Origin of the sequence: Brevibacillus nitrificans, from assembly GCF_003710965.1 — a bacterium.
GTDB lineage: Bacteria > Bacillota > Bacilli > Brevibacillales > Brevibacillaceae > Brevibacillus > Brevibacillus centrosporus.
The window spans coordinates 404,163-423,833 of record NZ_RHHU01000010.1 but is presented as its reverse complement, the minus strand read 5'-3'; the positions used below and the strand labels follow the sequence as shown (position 1 = coordinate 423,833).

The window sequence follows — 19,671 nt, the reverse complement described above, 5'->3', positions numbered from 1 at the left end:
GGCTCCTCCTACAGCGTGACATGCTTGTGGCGGCTGGCATGGCAGTTGATATTGACCGCGACAGGCAGCCCGGCGATATGGGTGGCATACAGCTCGACATGGACGTCCAGCGCAGTGGTGCGACCGCCCATCCCCTGTGGTCCTAGCCCAAGCTGGTTGATTTGCTCCAAAAGTGCCAGCTCCAGCTGTGCCGCGTCTTCCCGTTGATTTCGTTCTCCGATGGGGCGAAACAAGGCGCGCTTTGCCAGATAGGCCGACATCTCAAAATTGCCTCCTAGCCCGACACCAACAACAACCGGCGGGCAGGCGTTCGGTCCCGCAAGTCTCACCGTTTCAAGAACAAACGCTTTGACTCCCTCGATCCCGTCAGAGGGCTTCATCATTTTCAGCCGGCTCATATTTTCACTGCCGAAGCCTTTTGCCGTCATATGAATCGTGCATGTATCACCTGCTGCCAGCTCCACATGGACGATGCCTGGTGTGTTGTCCCCTGTGTTTTTACGCTGGATCGGGTCGTGAACGATGGACGCGCGCAAATAACCATCTCCGTAGCCCCTGCGAACTCCTTCATTGATCGCATCGTACAGGCTCCCCCCGACGATATGGCAATCCTGCCCCAGCTCGACGAGGAAGACGGCCATCCCCGTATCCTGGCACATCGGCACCCGCTCAGACGCAGCGATTTCTGCATTTTGCAAAAGCTGTGACAGCACCTCATCTGCCACCGGTGATTTCTCCCGTTTTCTCGCTTCCTGCATGGCACGTACGACATCGAGTCCCAGATCTACATTCGCCTCGATGCACAGCTGCTTCACGGCATCGACGATTTGTTCATAGGTCACTTCCCGCATCTGTGTCACCCTTTCAAAAGCTTTCGCAGCATGAAGCGGTTTGCATCCCGGTTTAGCTCGGCAAGTGCTGTCGTCAACGGGATTTCCTTTGGACATACCTGCACACAGTTTTGTGAATTGCCGCAGCCTGCGATACCTTCGTTGCTTATGACAGCTTCGAGGCGCTCCTTTGCCATCAGCTTGCCAATCGGATGGCTGTTAAAGTACTTGGCCTGTGCCATCGCTTGCGGCCCCAGATATGGCGAGTGGTCATTGACGTTTGGGCAAGCCTCCAGACAGCAGCCGCATGTCATGCACGTCGCGTATTTGTAGGCTTCCTGCTGCTCATCTGGCGCAATGCGCGGACCTGCCCCCAGCGGATAAGTACCGTCGATTGCGATCCAGCCTTTGATTTTTTTCAGGCTATCAAACATGATTTGACGATTGACGATCAAATCCTTCTCCACGGGAAACGTACTCATCGGCTCGAGTACAATCGGCTGCGTCAGACGGTCGATCAGGGCAGAGCAGGCTTGACGGACCTTGCCGTTGATCCGCATGCTGCAAGCCCCGCACACCTCTTCCAGGCAATTGTACTCCCAAAAGACGGAGCGTACGCGCACTCCATCCACACGTACAGGATTGCGCTGAATTTCCATGAGTGCCGAGATGACATTCATATTTTTGCGGTAAGGGACATCGAACTCTTCCCAGTAAGGCGCCTGATCAGCCGCGTCCTGCCGTTTGACCTTGATGCGAATGAGCTTCTCTGTCATCGGATGATCCCCTCCTGCTCTTTCGCAGGCTCTCCTTCTTTGACCACGTCATATCTTCGCGCTCGCGGTTGAATATGAGAGATGTCTACGTCTTTGTAGTGAAAAATCGGGCCCTCTGCGGTATGTGTCGCCAATGTCGTTTTCAGCCACTTGGCATCATCTCGCTCCGGAAAATCCGGCTTGTAGTGAGCGCCCCGGCTTTCGTCGCGATTGCGTGCCCCCAGTGTGATGATGCGTGCGAGCTGCAGCATGTTTTGCAGCTGGCGCGTGAAGGCAGCAGTCCTGTTCTGGTAGAAAGAAGGATCGTCGACACCGATCCGCTTCCACCTCTCGAGCAGCTCCTGCAGCTTTTCATCCGTCTTATCCAAACGATCGTTGTAGCGGACGACTGTCACGTGCTCCACCATCCAGTCGCTCATCTCCACATGCAGCTGGTACGGATTTTCCGGTCCATCCATCCGAATGAGCTTCGCAAAAGCTTCCTCCTGTTTCTTTTGCTCCCGCTCATAAAAATGCGAGGACAAATCCTCTGCACTGCTCGCGAGGCCAGAGACATAGCGCAAAGCGGCCGGACCTGCGACCATCCCGCCGTAAACAGCGGAAACGAGCGAATTGGCCCCCAGTCGATTGGCGCCGTGGTATTGATGGTCGCACTCTCCGCAGGCAAATACCCCTTGGATATTGGTCATTTGGCTGTAATCGACCGCAAGACCGCCCATCGAGTAGTGCATCGCAGGGAAAATATGCATCGGGACTTTGCGCGGGTCATCCCCCACAAATTTTTCATAGATGTCCAGAATCCCTCCCAGCTTTTCATCCAGCTGCTTCGTCGGCAGATGAGAGATATCCAGGTAGACCATGTTTTCTCCGTTGATTCCCAGCTTCAGGTCGACACAGACGTGAAAAATCTCGCGGGTGGCGATGTCGCGTGGTACGAGATTCCCATAGGCCGGGTATTTTTCCTCGAGGAAATACCAAGGCTTGCCGTCCCGATACACCCACAGCCGTCCGCCCTCTCCCCTCGCCGACTCCGACATCAGCCGCAGCTTGTCGTCTCCTGGAATCGCGGTCGGGTGGATCTGGATGAACTCGGGATTGGCGTAATGCACGCCTTGCTGGTAGGCGATGCTGTGCGCACTCCCTGTATTGATCACGGAATTGGTGCTTTTGCGGAAAATGTAGCCGATGCCGCCTGCCGCCAATATCACGGCATTCGCGCGAAAATGGCGAATTTCCATCGACCGCAGATCCTGTGCCACAATCCCTCGGCAACGCGGCTCGTCATCCAAAATGAGGGACAAAAACTCCCAATACTCGTATTTCTCGATCAAGCCCTCCGCTTCGTACCGCCTGACCTGTTCATCGAGGGCGTACAGCAGCTGCTGACCCGTCGTCGCTCCGGCAAAAGCCGTCCGCGAATACTTCGCCCCGCCCAGCCTGCGAAAATCGATCTGCCCTTCCACCGTCCGGTTAAACTGCACACCCATCCGGTCAAACAGGTAGATGATCTCGGGCGCAGCCTCGCACATCGCTTTCACAGGAGGCTGGTCTGCCAGAAAATCTCCGCCATAAATCGTGTCATCGAAATGCTCCCAGGTCGAGTCTCCCTCGCCTTTTGTGTTGACGGCGCCGTTGATCCCGCCTTGGGCACAGACAGAGTGGGACCTGCGGACAGGCACGAGGGAAAACAGCTTGACGCGCCCCCCTTTTTCCGCGATCTGGATCGCTGCCATCAAGCCAGCCAGCCCGCCTCCAATTACGAGGATATCTTCCTTTTTCATCTCTCTCACATCCTTTTTCTCGTCGCAGTCGACAGGCAAGTACAAGGAGGGCTCGTTCTGCCGTCCCGACACCTGCTCACGAATAAATGCGTGAAACAAAGGCGAGGGTGCTCGCTAAACAAATGCGAGGGAGCTCGCTAGATAAATGCGAGCATGCTCCCCAAGCCGATCAGACTGAGCAAAGCGAACAGCACCAGCAGAATCCTCCCTGCAATCTGCTGGGCACGCGGTCCTGTCGTGATTCCCCACGTGATGAGTCCCGACCACAGGCCGTTGGTAAAATGGAACGTCACAGAAAGAACGCCCAGGACGTAGAAAGTAAAAATCCACGGATGGAGCAGATGCGCAGAAACAGCCTGAAAATCTACCTCTGTACCAAAAAAGGCGCTCTTTAACCGGAAGCTCCAGACGTGGTAGACCACGAACAAGAGGGTCACGATGCCGCTTACCCGCTGCAGCAGAAAGCGCCAGTTGCTGCCGTATCCATAGGTGCGGGTATTTGGGCTGGAAAGAAGCGACACATAGATTCCGTAGCCGGCGTGATAGAGCAAGGGAAGCAATATCAAAAAAACTTCCAGTATCCATACAAACGGAATGCCTTGCAGCGTCGCCACCTGCTTGTCATAGGCAGAAGCTCCTTGCAGTGCGACCGCATTGGAATACAGATGCTCGATCAAGAAAGCCCCAAGCGGCACGATTCCTGCCAGTGAATGCAGCCGCGAGAGAAGAAAATGATTTTGAAGCAACGGGGTTGAAACAGGAAGCGCTTTGCTCGAGCTCACACCCATCCCCTCTCTTTCCCCTGGGCAAAGAGCAGTGCCACATCAGGGACTTGCTCCAGCCGTTCGACCATCTGCAAATCGTGCAAAATGCTATCCTGTGGCAGGTCGGCACTGAGCGCCAGAAATTTCTGAACGATCTCACCGTGCGAAACCGGATTTTCCGGATCTCCCTTGGGGTACTCGGTATGCCTTTGCAATGTCGTCCCGTCCGTGAAAGTCAGCTCGACAGTCGCCTCCCAGGTCTCGGGATAGCGCGCATCCATGACAGGATCGACGGCAACCTCCACACGACTTATCACTTCGCGGATGGCTGGATCGTAGAGCGCTTCCTCGGAAAAGTCGTGCAGACCCGCACTTCCCTTTACTAATGCGAGGGCTGTACCATACTGCAAACTGAATTTGGCGGCATAGACACTCGCGGGATTTGGATTGTCGGTAATCGTCAGTGCGACCTGATACGTCTGGACGCGGACTCGTTCCACTTCTCTCCACGATATGGCATGCTGAGCGATCATCTCGATGATCAAATCGATCGCGTGGTGCGTATGCCGACAGGAAGCGTGAATTTTAAAGGAATTCTCCATGATCTTGTACGTGGAGCCTAGCCCCTGCGTCATTTGCTCGGCGTTTGCCTCCTGTGACATGGCACGGACAAAGCCGCGCTTGCCCTCCAGTATTTTGCTGGCTGCCGTAAAGCCCTTCTGTGCCAAAAGCGCTGCCAGAATGCCGTTCATCGCTGCTTTCCCCGGGTGAAGCTGTTTGGACATCGCCCCATCCTCGATAAACTCCCAAAGGCCAGCTGCCTGTGTCCCCGCGCTCCCCAAAGCGTGCACCAGCTGTTCTTCATCCAGTCCCAGCAGCTTACCTGCTGCCACCGCCGCTCCAAACGTGCCGCACGTAGCCGTGTTATGCCAGAAATAGTAATGCGACGGCGAAACAGCCTCACCGATGCGATAGCACACCTCGTAGCCTGCTACAATCGCCTCGATCAGCTCCTGCCCGCTTTTTTGCTGCCACTGTGCTACAGCGAGCGCCGCCGGGATCACCACTGTCCCTGCATGGATGATGGATGCTTTATGAATATCATCCAGCTCTACGATATGGCTCGCCGCTCCGTTGACCAGAGCAGCATGAGTCACGGAAGACCTGCCGCCGGTCATAAGCGTGGCTTGCTCGGCTCCCCCGAGTTCAGCTGCTACCTGCGCCATCATTTGAACAGGCGGCTTCTTTGCCCCTGCGTATGCAGAACCCAGCCAATCCAGTATGCAGGTTTTCGTAAAGGCCACTACTTCTGGTGGTAACTGCGCAAATGTCAAACCAGTCACATAACGGGCGAACTCTTTGCTTACGCTCATCGCTCTTCTCCTTGGTTGGAATGTAGGGAAAGCTTTCTCTTTCGCGCCTCGTCGACGATTCTTTTTGCCCGTTCATACACAGGCAGATCTACCATGTTTCCGCCTACCTGGATGCTGCCAATCCCCGAAGCTACCGCTGCGTCATAGGCTGCGACGATGCTTTCGGCTTCTCCAAGCTCTTCGCGGCCGGGAGCAAATCCATCTCTTACCGCTGCGATTTGACCGGGATGAATGAGCAGCTTTCCCTCGAAGCCGAGCTGCTTGGCGCGCTTTGTTTCGCGGATCAACCCTTCCAGATCACGGAAATGAGGGTAAACGGCATCAATCGGTGCACCGATTCCGGCTGCGCGGGACAAGACGACCAGCTGCGATCGCGCGTAGAGCAGCTCCAGCCCATCCGTGGTCAGCTCAGCGGATATATCCAGTGCAAAATCGATCGAGCCGAACATCAGCCTCTGGACTCGCTTGCTCGACCTGGCAATCTCATAGGCGTGATGCAGCCCGCGTGCAGACTCGATCAACGGCACGATCTCGAGGGATTCCCGCTGCTGTCCCCTTCGACCGTCGCCCGCTTCGGATGTTTCCCATTCACTCATCCATTCATCTAGCCTGACAATCGCATCTGTTTCCTCTGCTTTCGGCAGGACGATCCCACGCAGCTTCGGAGCAAGGCATGCTTTCACATCTTGCTCGCAGTAAGGAGTATCCATCGCATTCACTCGCACGAAACGAGCTGGCGTGTCCGGAGAGGATGGCTTTTGCAGCTCGGCTTTTACCAAGTCTCGCGCCATCGCCTTTTCTTCTCGTGCGACGGCATCCTCCAAATCGTAAATAATGGCGTCCACAGGTGATTGCGCTGCTTTCTCCAGCTTCCTCGCATCTGAACCGGGTACAAACATCCATGTGCGGGCGCCTCTCATCTACACGACACCTTCCTCTTGCCACTTGCGGATCGTCTGGGCATCAAAGCCGCACTCCAGCAAAATCTTCTCGTTGTGCTGCCCAAGCGCCGGGATCGGTCCCATGCATGGCTCTACGCCCTCCATCGTGACCGGGGGAAGCAAGCTTTGGACAGGGCCTGCCGGAGTCTCCACCTGACGCCAGCGATTTCGTGCCTTTAGCTGCGGGTGGTCCCAAAAGTCCTGCACGGTGTTCAGTCGAGCGTTGGCGATCTTGGCCTGCTCCAGGCGAGCAATGACCTCTTCTGCTGTCAGCTGCAAAAAGACTTCATCGATGATGCCCTGCAGCACGGATTTGTTTTGCAAGCGATCCGAATTGGCCATAAATCTCGCATCATCGAACAGCTTTGGCTGCTGAAGTACCTGGTTGCAAAACATCTCCCACTCCCGCTCGTTCTGGATCGCGAGAAAAACGGTTTTGTCATTCCCGGTGCGAAACGGCCCGTACGGATAAATCGTCGCGTGACTCGCTCCGTTTCGTTTAGGCTCGTTTCCGCTGTAATTCGTATAGTAAAGTGGAAACCCCATCCATTCGCCCAATGCCTCGAGCATGGAAATTTCCAGCACGCTTCCTTTTCCTGTCCTCGAGCGCGCGATCAATGCTGACAAGATGCCGCTGTACGCGTACATCCCGGCAGCAATATCCGCGACCGAGATTCCTACCTTGGATGGCACTTCCTCCGAGCCTGTCACCGAAACGAGGCCCGCCTCACATTGTACGAGCAAGTCATACGCTTTCTTCTCACGATACGGCCCGTTTTCGCCATAGCCAGAAATGCTGCAAATAATCAGCTGCGGGTACTTCTCCTTTAATACGTCGATGCCAAAACCCAGACGGTCGATTGCCCCAGGTCCAAAATTTTGAATAAAAACGTCTGCCTTTGCCAATAGCTGGTCGAGTATTTCCTTGGCTTCCGGTTCTTTGACATTCAAGGTCAGCGATTCTTTGGAATGATTGCACCAGACAAAATGACTCGACATCCCATTCACTGTCGTATCGTAGTGGCGCGCAAAATCCCCCACCTTTGGCCGTTCAATCTTGATTACTCTCGCTCCCAGCTCCGCTAGTTGGCGGGTCGCAAATGGGGCGGCAACTGCCTGCTCCAATGCGACGACTGTGATCCCATCCAATGGGCGCATCCCTATCACCTCTCTCTGTATTCTGTGTCAGGATATTGTATTTTGGATCCAATGGTTGTAAGATCAAACCCCCCGTCTTCCAACGAGGGGTAGACTCGTTTATCCATTTACTTTGATCGCTACGTTCTTCACCTGGGTGTAGTACTTCAGTGCTTCGAGACCTTTTTCTCGGCCAAAGCCGCTCTTGCGATAGCCGCCAAACGTCATCTCGACTCCACCGCCAGCGCCGTAGTTATTGATGAAGACTTGACCGGACTTCACGCGGCTGGCGAGCCAATGCGCCTTGTGAATGTCCGACGTCCAGACACCAGTGACCAGGCCGTACTCGGTACCGTTTGCGATGGCGAGTGCTTCTTCTTTTGTCGTAAACGGCAGCACGACGAGGACTGGACCGAAAATCTCCTCTTGCGCCAGTCTGCCTTCGGGTTTGACCCCATCGATGACAGTCGGCTGGAAAAAGAAGCCGTCTCCTGCCTCTGTGTGTCGCCGTCCCCCTGTACGGATGATCGCGCCATCCTCCTGTGCCACCTGCATGTAAGACTCGATTCTCGCGAGCTGCTTCTCGGAGATGATCGGTCCGATTTCCGCATTTTCCAGGCCTTGGCCGATCCGCAGCGCAGACATCAGCGAAGCTACCTTCGCTACGAACTCCTCGCGAATAGATTCCTCTACCAAAAGTCTAGACCCCGCCGAGCAAGTCTGGCCCGCATTTTGCGTGATGGAACGCACGACCCAGTGAGCGGCTTCATCCAAATCCGCGTCCGCAAACACGATGTTCGGCGATTTTCCGCCAAGCTCCAGCGTCACCGGCTTGATTTGCTGGGCGGCCGTTTTCATGATCGTCATCCCTGTCACGACCGAGCCCGTAAAGGTGATATGGTCAATATCTGGATGCGCAGCCAACGCGGCACCCGCCTCCGTTCCGTAACCGGTTACAATATTGACGACACCCGCTGGAAAGCCAGCTTTTTCACACAAATCAGCGATACGCAAAGCCGTCATAGGGGTATCCTCGGCCGGCTTCATCACCACCGTGTTCCCTGCTGCAACTGCTGGAGCCAGACTGCGCACCGCAATCTGAATCGGATAGTTCCACGGTACGATGTGTGCCGTGACTCCCAGCGGCTCGCGGATGGTGTAGTTCAAAATATCGGAGCGGATCGGAATCGTCTCGCCCAAAATTTTGTCGGCAGCCCCAGCGTAGTACTCGCAATAGCGCGCCGCTACTTCTACATCGGCTAGAGCCTGTGCCAGTGGCTTTCCTGTATCCAGCGTCTCCAGATGAGCCAGTTCGTCCTTTTGCTCGCGAATGAGCTGGCATAGGCGCAGCAGCATCCGCCCCCGCTCGGCAGGCAAAATCTCGCGCCATTCGTTCGACTCAAAGGTCGCCCGCGCTGCTTTGACCGCCCGATCCACGTCGTCCTGATTCCCCCGTGGAAACGTAGCCAATGCCTCTTTGGTCGCCGGATTGATCGTGGTAATGACATCGCCGGATGCGCTGTCTGCCCAGACTCCGCCAATGTACATCTGCAGTTTCGTTTGCAATTGATTCATTTCCTCTCTCGTCCCCTCCCAGTTGATCTATCTGTTGGCTACGATCGTCGCACGCGTGATTTCCCGTGCCGCGGATTTGTCGAGGGCAATGTTGACATCCTCGAGATCAAACTCCGCATCGAGCAGTTCATCGAAAGGATATTTCTCGATGTTTTTCGAAATAAATTGCAAAGCCTTATTCAGGTACCAAGGGTCATAGCGCATGTAGGAGTAAATCGTCAGAGCTTTGCGCGTCATCAGACCTGGATCAAACGGAGTCATCTGGCCCGGCGAGATGTTGCCAATGCTGATGTATTTGCCGCCGTAGCGAAGCAGATTCACACCCTCGTTCAGAGCGGCTGGGACGCCTGTCAGCTCCATGCAGACATCTGCCCCTTTTCCACCTGTCAGCTCCTGCACGGCTTTTACCCGTTTTTCTACCGAGTCGTACTCACCCATATGAATGACGTGATCAGCGCCGAATTGTCTGGCCTTTTCCAGACGGCTCGTCACAGAGTCGATGACGATCACTGTCGCTCCGTACTCTTTTGCTACCGCACTGGCATTCAATCCCAATCCGCCTGCTCCCTGAATCACGACGGTATCGCCATAGCGCACCCCTGTCTTGTCAATCCCGAAATACACTTGGGAAAGCGCGCAGTTGGCACTCGCTGCAGCCGCATCCGGAACGTTGTCAGGCACTTTGTAGAAGTACTGATCTGGCGGCAAATAGTAGTGCGTGCCAAATGTGCCATGGAAATGCGGTGCTTCCTCCGGGTCTTTTACCCAATGCTTGTAAGCGTTTTCGCACAAATTCATTTGCCCCTGCTGGCAAGGTACACACTTGCGGCACGTAATGAAATACGCCGCTGCGACACGATCTCCAATCTGAACCGGATTGCCTGCATAGTCCGTAACTACACCTTCACCAAGCGCTGCGATTTCCCCAACCATCTCGTGTCCCATTACGCCGGATTTTTTCGTAGGGTGATGACCTTGCCAAATATGTAGCTCTGAACCGCACACATTGGTTCGGATCACCTTTACCAAGACTGCACCTGCTCCTGGGTCTGGCAAACCGTACTCCGCAAACGACAGCTTGCCTGGCTCACTCATGACAGCTACTTTCCCTTTCATGCCCAGCCCTCCTTTTTCTATGGAATTACTCGTAGAAGCCTTCTGTCGATTTGATAAACTTCTTGAACTGGTCGTTGTCGTGACCGAACCAGACCTGTGAGTTCGTGCGCTCGGCATACGCCTTGATGCGCTCTACGGTACTCGTAAAGCCGACAGAGTCGTAAATAATTCCTGGTATTTTAATAGGTGGGCCGTAATTTTCGGCAGAGTACACGGCATCTGAAGCCAAAATGATTCCGCCTGTTCCTGGCAGCTCTACGTGCAAGCCGAGCATTCCCCATGCGTGACCTGCACCGAAGTTGAGAATTTTGATGCCATCGACGAGCTGAATTTCCTCGTCTTTCGGGCGGATCGTCTTCCAGTTCAAGCCGTTTCTCACCCACGCATCGATATCCGCCCACACGTAAGCACCCATGTCTTTATTGATAGCATACGTTTTCATCGTGTTAGCCAGCTCATGCTCGTGGACGATGATCGTCGCATTCGTAAACATCTCCAGGCAGCCCGCATGATCGAGATGCAGATGAGAAGCAACGACGTATTTGATATCTTCCGGACGCACTTTCAGCTGTGCAAGACGGTTGATCAGGTAGCATTCCTCGGACATCGCGAGTGGGAACAGCTGCTGAACCCCTTGTGGCCAGCGTCCTTTTTCCCCCATGCCTTCCGGGTTGCAGCCGGTATCAAAAAGAATCTTTCCATCGGGGTGGTCAATCAAGACAGCATAGACTGGAAATTCAATAAACTCAGCAGGAGGATTCGGGTTGAGCACAGATGCCGGATTGTACATCGAGACCATAAAGCCTTTGTCCATTTGCATTCTGCCAGTATCTAGAACGAACAATTTCGGTTTTGACATGAACGTTCATCTCCTTGAAAAGTGATTTCCATTCCTTTTCCCTTCACTCGATCTGCTCTCTTGATGAACCACCTCCAGACATGCTTTTTTTCGGCGCGATAAGAGATCCAAAGATGCGCATATATTGAATCCTGTATATTGGATCCAATTATCACCTAAGCTCATAGTATTTTGAATTAACAGAATTGTCAAGCTTATTCATTCATATTAACCCAACGGCAAAAAAAGCACAGCCTTGTCTTTTGGCTGTACTTTTCTTTGGTAGAATGCTATTTTAGCTGCCCCTACCGATCAGGAGGATGGCTGGATAAACACGCTTAGCACCTTGGCTTCCTCGTCCCCGTACGGCAGGAAGATGTGTGGCTTGCTTCCGGCAAAGTACGCCGTATCGCCTTCCTCGAGGATATGCTTGTCGCCGTCGTAATATAAAATAATCGTCCCACTCACAATATAGATGAACTCTTCTTCCGGATGGGTAAACGGCTCGGTCGTCGGCATATCGACAGGAACCGTGACCAGGACAGGTTCAATTTTGCTAAAGCGGGAACGATTGGCCAGCGTTTCGTACAAATAGCCCATTTCCTTGCTTCCGAGTTTGGATGTACGTTGCCCTTGCGGTGACAATACGAGGTAGTCGTTTCGGTCTTCTTCTAGGAACCATGCGAGCGGCGTTTTCAAATGAATCGCTATTTTTGACAAGGTCGCCACGGCAGAAGCTGTTTGTCCGTTTTCAATTTTCGATAAAAGGCTCTTGGTAAATCCGCATTTGTCCGCTAGCTCTTGCTGGGTAAAGCCCTGGCTCAAGCGCGCCTGGCGAATGCGTTTCCCAATTTTGGTCAGATCGATGACAAACATCCCCTTCTCCACTTGTTCATCTTTGATTATAGCGATTAACGAAAAGCCGATCAACAAGGTTGAATATCGTTCACTCTAAGAAATAATCGAGATCGAGCTAATGCTGCTGCAAGGAACCGCTACCATGCCCGTTGCTGTGCTCACTTGGACCAGCTCAGGGGACAGCGGGGCCGTGATGGTTCCGATAATCGTATTCCCTGTGACCGTCTGGATTTGCACAGTGCGGTTTCCGAACATCTCATACAGCGCATTGGCACAGCTCGCATTTTCCTGGTTTCTCAGCAATTTCGCAATCCGTCTATTGATTTCCTTCCGCAATTTTCGCTCCCGTTTTTTCAGCCGCTTTTTGAGCCGTTTTCTCAGCTGCTTTTCCCGATCCTTGATCCTGCGTTTGATACGCTTTTTCAGACGCTTCAGGTTTTTGTTCAGCTTCGCTTTTTGCTGATTGAATAGGGCGGTCGTTTGCTGGGTGCATTGTTGCGGGCAGCTCTGTGGCTTCTGCTTGGGCTTTTGCTTCGGCTGCTTCTGGCAAGACTTTGTCCCCGAGCAGGGAGCCTTGATACAAGATTGTGTGTTCACCACCTATGCACTCCCTTCCCAACGGTATCGGGCGAGATAGACTATCGACGAATCGTCATTCCATAGCATATTGCGGCTCTCTCCCAAATGCGTGCTTTCTCCTATAGGGCAATGGTGGAATTCCGGGGAAAGGTTAGGAGCGACTTGATAAATGGGTTCGAATCTTCTATTATGGACATTAACGATCCATAATGAAATTTGCTCGATAACGAAAGGCGGCCTCTCTCATGCAATACACCAAAAGCACAGGCTATGCCCTGCATGCCCTCATCCATCTGGCGCAAAAGGATTCTGGCCAGTACGTCGGGATCAAGGAGCTGTCAGCTGCCCTCGACGTCTCGGAAAGCTATTTATCCAAAATCATGTCCAAGCTTCGCCAGGATGGCATCGTTCGTGCCGTAACCGGTGCGAGTGGCGGCTATGAGCTGGCTAGACCAGCTGATCGGATCACGTTTCTCGATGTCACCCAGGTCGTCGAAGGCAGACAGCATCTGTACGAGTGCTTTCACGGGGAAGAATCCACTCCTGATGCCGTCTACGATATGGACAGCGAGGAATGTCTGGTCAAGAAAGTCATGATCGGCGCCGAAATGCACTTGCACAGCTATTTGGAGCAGCACACGATTCAGGGTGTATTGGACGCAGCAGCCCAGAGAGGGAGCCGAGCTGGAAACAAGAAGGCTTGATCTTCTTGTGCTTTTATTGTGGATATTAACGATCCAGAAAGGTGTTGATTAAATATGAATGAGCAGTTGGAAATGGACGTTGTCATTATCGGAGGCGGGCCTGCTGGCATGAGCGCGGCGCTTGTCTTGGGTAGAGCAAGGAAGCGTGTAGCCGTAATCGATGCGGGGCTGCCGCGGAATCGGGTAACACGGGAGTCTCACGGCTTTCTGACGCGCGACGGAATCGAGCCGGGCGAGTTTCGGCGAATCGCGAGGGAAGAAATCGCCGCTTATCCTTCCGTCCGTTTTGTGGATGAGCACGTCGTCGCAGCGGCGGGCAGCGATGGCGATTTTACTGTTACGACTGCACAAGGTTTGGCGTTTCACAGCAAGAAACTGCTTTTTGCAGTCGGCATGAAAGACCTTCCTCTAGATGTAGATGGATTGTCCGAGGTGTATGGAAAAAGCGCCTTTGTTTGCCCGTATTGTGATGGCTGGGAGCTGCGTGATCAGCCGCTCGTGCTCATTGCAAAAGGCTCTCGAGCGCTGCATCTGGCAAAAACGATAGCAGGCTGGACCGATCACTTTACCCTCTGCACCGATGGAGACGATGAGTGGACAGAAGAGGAACGAGAAGACCTCAGACAGCATGGCGTTCCTGTTTTTACCGCTTTGATCCAGCGAATTGAATCACACGATGGAATGGTGAAGCACGTACAGCTAGAAGACGGTACCGAAGTCCCTTGCTCAGGGATCTTCTTTGCCCCCAAGCTTGCGACCGGATCAGACCTGCCACAAAAAATGGGCTGCCAGATCACCGACGCAGGCACCCTTGTCGTCGATGCCCTCGGCAAGACAAGCGTGCCCGGTATCTACAGTGCAGGTGATTCGGCGACAGACAAATACCAGTTGATCTTGGCAGCCGCTCTCGGCTCGATGGCTGCTGCGGCTATGAACGGTGAGCTGCTCGCCGAAGCTTGGGAAAGTGGAAAGGAAGGATACTTCCCGCTTTCCACTACGTGCTTGCTGGGGACTGGCGAATGACCGCCACGCTCGATTCCCGTACAATCAGCCGCGGCTCGAACTGTACGCGTTCATACTCGCCCGCACCGTGCTCGCGAAGCCGCTTCATCAGCAGCTCGGTGGCAAGTCGAGCCACTTCATCCCCCATAATGGAAACGGAGCTGATCTGCGGGCTTGTTACCGTCGTCCACAGGTTGTTGTCAATCCCGACAACGGCCACATCCTCCGGTACTCGAACTCCCAGCTCCTTGAACCGATTCACGATCCCGATGGCCACCATGTCGTTTACGGCATAAATGGCGTCGGGCATATGCTTCAAGCTGTAAAAGTAATCGGCAGCACGCAAGCCCGTTTCAAACGAAAAATCTTCCCCGAAGTAGACGAGGGACGGATCGACCTGTGGCAAAGACTGCTCATAGGCGAAGTACCGTTCCTCGATTTTGTTTTTCGGCGCTCCTGCGTAGGCGATCCTTGTCCGTCCGATCTTGATCAGATGCTCCATGACGAGCCGGCCTTCCTGGCTGGCGAGGCTGACGATATCCGCTTTGACGTTGTCATCCAGCTTTTTTCCGTAATTGATAATCGACACAGGAACGGTCGTCTTGTTGATCAAATCCACCAAGGTTTTCGGATACGCAAGCGGCATGATGATCAGTCCGTCCACATGCAGCTTTTTGACTTCGCGCACAATCTCCAGCTCTGCCCTGGCGTTGCCGGCTGTGTTGATCTGCACGACGCGGTAGCCGTGCTGCTTGGCTGTCTGCTCCACGGACCAAGCGATCTCCGGTATGATCGCGTTGCGGATATCCGGCACCGCCAACGCGATTTGGTGGGTCTGCCTCACCTTCAAGCTCTGCGCGGACGTATTGGGCGTAAAGCCCATTTCCTCAATCACCTGCAGGATCATGGCTTTAGTCTTTTGACTGATGCCCCCGCTGTCATTTATGGCGCGTGAAACGGTGGCAATCCCTACCCCCGCCCGCTTCGCTACATCCTCTATCGTTACTTTCTTCTTTGTGGTCAAGAGAGAGTGTTCCTTTCCATTTTGGAATCGTTTTCGGTCTGACGAAACATCGTCCACTTTTTCTCCCTATTATACCACATTCAAATGCCTGACAGGCGCGGCGAGCCAAGCGCCGAGGCACTTCTCATGCCTGCTGCTCCATTGCCGAAACCGCACGATGGCTTCGACACTTTGCCCCCCTCGTTATCCACAAATCGAATTGACAAGGCAGCAAAGTTATGACATATTTGTTTTCGGAAACGTTTCCTATTCTATTTCTCTGATTACATTTTCTTATGAGAAACCACCAAGGAGATGGCAGATATGAAAGCACTCAGATGGCATGGCCTAAAAGACTTGCGCTTGGAAACGATTTCAGAACCTCAAGCGCTTACAGGAAAAGTAAAAATCCGCGTAGAATGGTGCGGCATTTGCGGCAGCGACCTGCACGAATACGTAGCGGGCCCGATCTTCATTCCCGAGGGCACTGCTCACCCACTGACGAACGAAAAAGCTCCGATCGTGATGGGGCATGAATTTTCCGGACAGGTCGTGGAGATTGGTGAGGGCGTCACTTCCATTCAGGTAGGCGACCGCGTCGTCGTTGAGCCTGTTTTTGCGTGCGGGACATGCCCGGCTTGCCAGCAAGGCAAATACAATCTGTGCGAAAAAATGGGCTTCCTCGGTTTGGCTGGCGGTGGCGGAGGCTTCTCCGAATACGTGGCTTGCGACGAACACATGGTCCATAAAATTCCGGACAGCGTCTCCTATGAGCAAGGCGCTCTCGTTGAACCATCCGCTGTTGCCCTTTACGCAGTGCGCTCCAGCCAGCTGAAAGTCGGCGATAAAGCTGTCGTCTTCGGTACCGGTCCGATTGGCCTTTTGGTCATTGAAGCGTTGAAGGCTTCCGGCGCTTCCGAAATTTATGCAGTCGAGCTGTCTCCAGAGCGCAAGCAAAAAGCGGAAGAGCTCGGTGCGATCGTCATCGATCCGAAAGAGTACGACGTCGTTTCCGAGATTCACAAACGGACAGGCGGCGGTGCCGATATCGCTTTTGAAGTAACAGGCGTGCCACCGGTGCTCACGCAAGCGATCGAGTCTACGAAAATTGCCGGTCAAATCATGATTGTCAGCATCTTCGAAAGAGAAGCGCCAATCAAACCGAACCATATCGTCATGAAGGAGCGCAGCATGACGGGGATCATCGGCTACCGCAATGTCTTCCCTGCCGTCATCAAGCTGATGGAAAAAGGGTTCTTCCCTGCCGAGAAGCTGGTTACCCAGCGCATCAAGCTCGACGATGTCGTGGAAAAAGGCTTTGAAGCCCTGCTGAAAGAAAAAAATCAGGTAAAAATTCTCGTAACTCCGAAAGCGTAGCTTCCCATCGCTTTGCATAGCACAGACTCCCAACGCATCCGCTCTGCCCTTTGACGCAGCGGGTGCGTTTCTTCCTTTTCAGCCTGAATGGGGGACAAAATGAAAAAGCAGCCTCGGTCTTGATCCCGAAGCTGCTTTCCTTATGCAATGCCTACTTTGAACCGCTTGTTTAAATCAAGGCCAAAGAAACGTATTTCACTTCCAAATACTCTTCGATCCCGTGATGACCGCCCTCACGTCCGAGGCCGCTTTCTTTCATCCCACCGAACGGCGCTTGTGCCACTGATGGCCCACCGTCGTTGACACCCACGATGCCGTACTCGAGATTTTCAGAGAAGTAGAAGGCTTTGGTCAAGGACTGGGTAAAGACGTATGCTGCCAGGCCAAATGGCGTATTGTTGGCGCGCTCCACCACTTCCTGATCGTCTGTATACGTGCTGACAGGTGCGATCGGTCCGAAGGTTTCTTCCTGCATGCAAACCATTTCATCGGTCACATCAGAGAGAACCACTGGCTTCATGAAGTAGCCTGTGCTTCCTTCCAATACCGGGCTGCCATGCAGCGTAGCACCTTTTGCCAGGGCGTCGTCGATCTGATGCTGTACCTTGCTTACAGCACGATCGTCGATGAGTGGACCGATCTCGACGCCTGCTTCTGTCCCGTTTCCGACGCGAAGCTCTGCTACGACTTTGGTAAAAGCGTCAAGGAACGCATCCTTCACGTTTTCATGCACGTAGATACGATTTGCGCAAATGCAGGTTTGACCCGCGTTGCGGAATTTGGAGAGCATCAAGCCTTTCACCGCTTCTCCGATGTTGGCGTCCTCTGTGATGATGAACGGTGCCAATCCGCCGAGCTCCAGGGAGACCTTTTTCACATTGTCTGCCGCTTTGCGCATCAGCATTTTGCCTACTGGCGTCGATCCGGTAAAGGTAATTTTCTTCACACGGGAATCTGCCATCCACACGTCGACCAGCTCTCCTGCGTTGGAGGTCGTCAGGATGTTGATGACACCCGCTGGAATACCTGCTTGATGAGCGCACTCTGCGAGTAAAAGCGCCGTAAGCGGTGTTTGCTCAGCTGGCTTGGAAACCGTTGTGCAGCCTGCTGCCAGAGCTGGCGCGATTTTGCGTGCGATCATCGCCGCTGGGAAGTTCCACGGCGTCACGGCCGCTACGACACCCACTGGCTGTTTTTGCACCAGAATCCGCTTGGAGCCGGAAGAAGCGGGAATGGTTTCTCCGTAGATCCGCTTTGCTTCCTCCGCGTACCATTTGATATAGCTGTTGGCATATTGCACTTCGCCTCTCGCTTCGGCAAGCGGTTTGCCTTGTTCCAGCGTCATGACCAATGCGATCTCATCCAGACGGGATTCGATCACTTGATGCCAGCGCTCCAAAAGAGCTGCCCGCTCATACGCTGTCGTTTTCGACCATGTCTTGAACGCTTCCTGTGCCGCATCGACGGCTTGCTTGGCTTCGTCTGCACCTGCATCCGGTACGCTGCCGACTTCCGCAAGCGTAGCCGGGTTGAGTACTGGGATCGTTTTGGACAGCTTGACCCATTCTCCGTTCACATACATGCCCATGTTCATTTCTGATTGTTTCAAGATGCTTTCTCCTCCTTCAAGCTGACTTTTTCGCCTTCATTTGCTGCAAACAGCTTTTCTTTTTCTCCACGCAACCAATCTTTACCGTAAAGCAGGACGCAAAGCAAGATCCCCGCTGCAAATGCCATAGAAGCGCCTTTGATAACGAGCACAGCACCGACGACACCTGCGATTCCGAGGTCACGCTGACTGCGCGCCTGCATGACGCCAATGCGTACGCTTACATACCCTTGAACCAGCAGAGTCAATGCAACAGCGACACCCAAAATCGGCTGTACCAGACTTACGATGGGGAGCAGCAGCAGACCCGTATTGGTCCCCCAACGGAAGGAACCCGCTCCCCCAAAGAAGGAGTTCATTGCCTTTTTCCCTTTTTTGAAACGCTCTACCACAACTACCTGCATCGCTGCCCACAGTGGACCGCACATCGTGATGTCAGGGCCGATGAAGCTCATGATGAAGTTTCGTCCACCAAAGATCATGTGCGCACGGTCCGCATTGTAATCGACTTTCTCATCGGCACGTACGGCATCGGATTCCGATAAAAGCGCTTTCGTTTTCAGCACGTCGCCAAAGACTACGAGATACGTAGCAAATACGGCTGGAATCGCCGTCAAGAAGTACGACCAGTTCGGAAATCCTAATCCAAAAATCGTGTATTGCGACCACAGTGCAGCAAAGTCAGGTTTACTGAAGCCCCATTGAATATCGGGCCATTTCGCTTCACCAAAAAGGGGAGCCACGAATACCGCCAGCAGAATCGCAGGCAGGATTCCCAGGTTACCGATGAGGGCCCAGCCCTTGCCTTTTACTTTCAGAGCTTCAAAATGTTTGGAAAAGACCAGATAAAAGCAAAAACCGATACAAATGGCAATGGTATACGGGAATACATCAAACTTCCCGCCTTTTTCAAAAATAGACGTAATCGCGCCGATCCCCGCCCCGAGGATGATCCCCGACTTGATCGCATTTGGTACAAAGTTCACGACTTTTTTCGCTAGACCAGTTGCCCCAAGGAGAATCGATAATATCCCGAGTGACATCTGGAAGGCGATGAGAGCATAAATGCGCTCTGGACCTTCCGGGAACTGCTCGACGAACAGGACGATCAGCGGAATGGCCGGGGTGATCCAGCCTGGAATGACCGGGTCCCCGAGCAGATGGTGCAGCAAGTACATGAAACCATTTAAAATAACGATGGCCAAGCCGACTTCAAACGGCATGCCCAGATGATCCGCCAAAAGCGTGATCGCACCCAGGTCTACCGCGCACATGAACAGCCCTTGCACATAGTCAGGCCATTCAAACCGGTAGTGAAGAAACGGCAAACGAAGCTTAAACGGACCAGCCGGGATGTAAGGCGCCTCAGCGCCTTCTTTTCTTTGCTTCCATTTCATGGAACTTCCTC

18 protein-coding genes are annotated in these 19,671 nt (G+C 53.6%); 3 read left to right on the top strand and 15 right to left on the bottom strand.

Annotated elements, in window-relative coordinates; genetic code table 11:
• Positions 1–8: 8 nt before the first annotated feature.
• The 12 genes from EDM59_RS15575 to EDM59_RS30840 all read right to left on the bottom strand — a co-directional run bounded on the left by EDM59_RS15575 (position 9) and on the right by EDM59_RS30840 (position 12,586).
• Complete coding sequence (locus tag EDM59_RS15575) at positions 9–851, bottom strand: fumarate hydratase (protein WP_122924428.1); 843 nt, start codon at positions 849–851, stop codon at positions 9–11.
• Between the two features lie 5 nt (positions 852–856).
• On the bottom strand, positions 857–1,606 hold the full coding sequence (gene sdhB / locus EDM59_RS15570) for a succinate dehydrogenase iron-sulfur subunit (protein ID WP_122924427.1): 750 nt from the start codon (positions 1,604–1,606) through the stop codon (positions 857–859).
• Positions 1,603–3,387, bottom strand: coding sequence for a succinate dehydrogenase flavoprotein subunit (gene sdhA / locus EDM59_RS15565; protein ID WP_122924426.1), 1,785 nt, complete (start codon positions 3,385–3,387; stop codon positions 1,603–1,605). The genes sdhB and sdhA overlap by 4 nt, the downstream gene beginning before the upstream one ends.
• 137 nt (positions 3,388–3,524) lie before the next feature.
• A complete protein-coding gene (locus tag EDM59_RS15560; RefSeq protein ID WP_246011068.1) occupies positions 3,525–4,169 on the bottom strand; it encodes a succinate dehydrogenase/fumarate reductase transmembrane subunit in 645 nt (214 codons plus the stop codon).
• Positions 4,166–5,524, bottom strand: coding sequence for an MmgE/PrpD family protein (locus EDM59_RS15555; protein ID WP_122924424.1), 1,359 nt, complete (start codon positions 5,522–5,524; stop codon positions 4,166–4,168). Before EDM59_RS15555 ends, EDM59_RS15560 begins: the two co-directional genes overlap by 4 nt.
• Positions 5,521–6,444: an HpcH/HpaI aldolase/citrate lyase family protein gene (locus EDM59_RS15550; RefSeq protein WP_122924423.1), complete on the bottom strand. Its 924-nt coding sequence runs from the start codon at positions 6,442–6,444 to the stop codon at positions 5,521–5,523. The genes EDM59_RS15555 and EDM59_RS15550 overlap by 4 nt, the downstream gene beginning before the upstream one ends.
• Complete coding sequence (locus EDM59_RS15545; protein WP_122924422.1) at positions 6,445–7,623, bottom strand: CaiB/BaiF CoA transferase family protein; 1,179 nt, start codon at positions 7,621–7,623, stop codon at positions 6,445–6,447.
• A gap of 99 nt (positions 7,624–7,722) precedes the next feature.
• The gene (locus EDM59_RS15540) at positions 7,723–9,177 is read right to left on the bottom strand and encodes an aldehyde dehydrogenase family protein (RefSeq protein WP_122924421.1); all 1,455 of its coding nucleotides are present in this window, start codon (positions 9,175–9,177) and stop codon (positions 7,723–7,725) included.
• Between the two features lie 27 nt (positions 9,178–9,204).
• The gene (locus tag EDM59_RS15535; RefSeq protein ID WP_122924420.1) at positions 9,205–10,293 is read right to left on the bottom strand and encodes a zinc-binding dehydrogenase; all 1,089 of its coding nucleotides are present in this window, start codon (positions 10,291–10,293) and stop codon (positions 9,205–9,207) included.
• Between the two features lie 25 nt (positions 10,294–10,318).
• Positions 10,319–11,152 (bottom strand): AhlS family quorum-quenching N-acyl homoserine lactonase, encoded by an 834-nt coding sequence (gene ahlS / locus EDM59_RS15530; RefSeq protein ID WP_122924419.1) that lies wholly within the window; start codon positions 11,150–11,152, stop codon positions 10,319–10,321.
• Positions 11,153–11,443: 291 nt separating this feature from the next.
• Positions 11,444–12,007 (bottom strand): helix-turn-helix domain-containing protein, encoded by a 564-nt coding sequence (locus EDM59_RS15525; RefSeq protein ID WP_092266026.1) that lies wholly within the window; start codon positions 12,005–12,007, stop codon positions 11,444–11,446.
• A 75-nt stretch (positions 12,008–12,082) separates the two neighbouring features.
• Positions 12,083–12,586 carry a hypothetical protein gene (locus EDM59_RS30840; RefSeq protein ID WP_148040843.1) on the bottom strand — a complete coding sequence of 168 codons (504 nt, stop codon included), beginning with the start codon at positions 12,584–12,586 and terminating at the stop codon, positions 12,083–12,085.
• A gap of 227 nt (positions 12,587–12,813) precedes the next feature.
• Between EDM59_RS30840 and EDM59_RS15510 the strand changes: the two genes are divergently transcribed.
• On the top strand, positions 12,814–13,272 hold the full coding sequence (locus EDM59_RS15510; protein WP_122924416.1) for an RrF2 family transcriptional regulator: 459 nt from the start codon (positions 12,814–12,816) through the stop codon (positions 13,270–13,272).
• Between the two features lie 54 nt (positions 13,273–13,326).
• Positions 13,327–14,295 carry an NAD(P)/FAD-dependent oxidoreductase gene (locus EDM59_RS15505; protein ID WP_122924415.1) on the top strand — a complete coding sequence of 323 codons (969 nt, stop codon included), beginning with the start codon at positions 13,327–13,329 and terminating at the stop codon, positions 14,293–14,295.
• Here EDM59_RS15505 and EDM59_RS15500 read toward each other — a convergent pair.
• Positions 14,267–15,298, bottom strand: coding sequence for a LacI family DNA-binding transcriptional regulator (locus EDM59_RS15500; RefSeq protein ID WP_122924860.1), 1,032 nt, complete (start codon positions 15,296–15,298; stop codon positions 14,267–14,269). The genes EDM59_RS15505 and EDM59_RS15500 overlap by 29 nt on opposite strands.
• 303 nt (positions 15,299–15,601) lie before the next feature.
• On the opposite strand from EDM59_RS15500, the gene EDM59_RS15495 reads away from it, so the two are divergent.
• Complete coding sequence (locus EDM59_RS15495) at positions 15,602–16,654, top strand: 2,3-butanediol dehydrogenase (protein WP_122924414.1); 1,053 nt, start codon at positions 15,602–15,604, stop codon at positions 16,652–16,654.
• Positions 16,655–16,823: 169 nt separating this feature from the next.
• On the opposite strand, the gene EDM59_RS15490 is transcribed toward EDM59_RS15495, so the two are convergent.
• Complete coding sequence (locus EDM59_RS15490) at positions 16,824–18,242, bottom strand: NAD-dependent succinate-semialdehyde dehydrogenase (protein WP_425455991.1); 1,419 nt, start codon at positions 18,240–18,242, stop codon at positions 16,824–16,826.
• A gap of 17 nt (positions 18,243–18,259) precedes the next feature.
• On the bottom strand, positions 18,260–19,660 hold the full coding sequence (locus EDM59_RS15485; protein WP_122924413.1) for a hypothetical protein: 1,401 nt from the start codon (positions 19,658–19,660) through the stop codon (positions 18,260–18,262).
• Between the last annotated feature and the right edge of the window lie 11 nt (positions 19,661–19,671).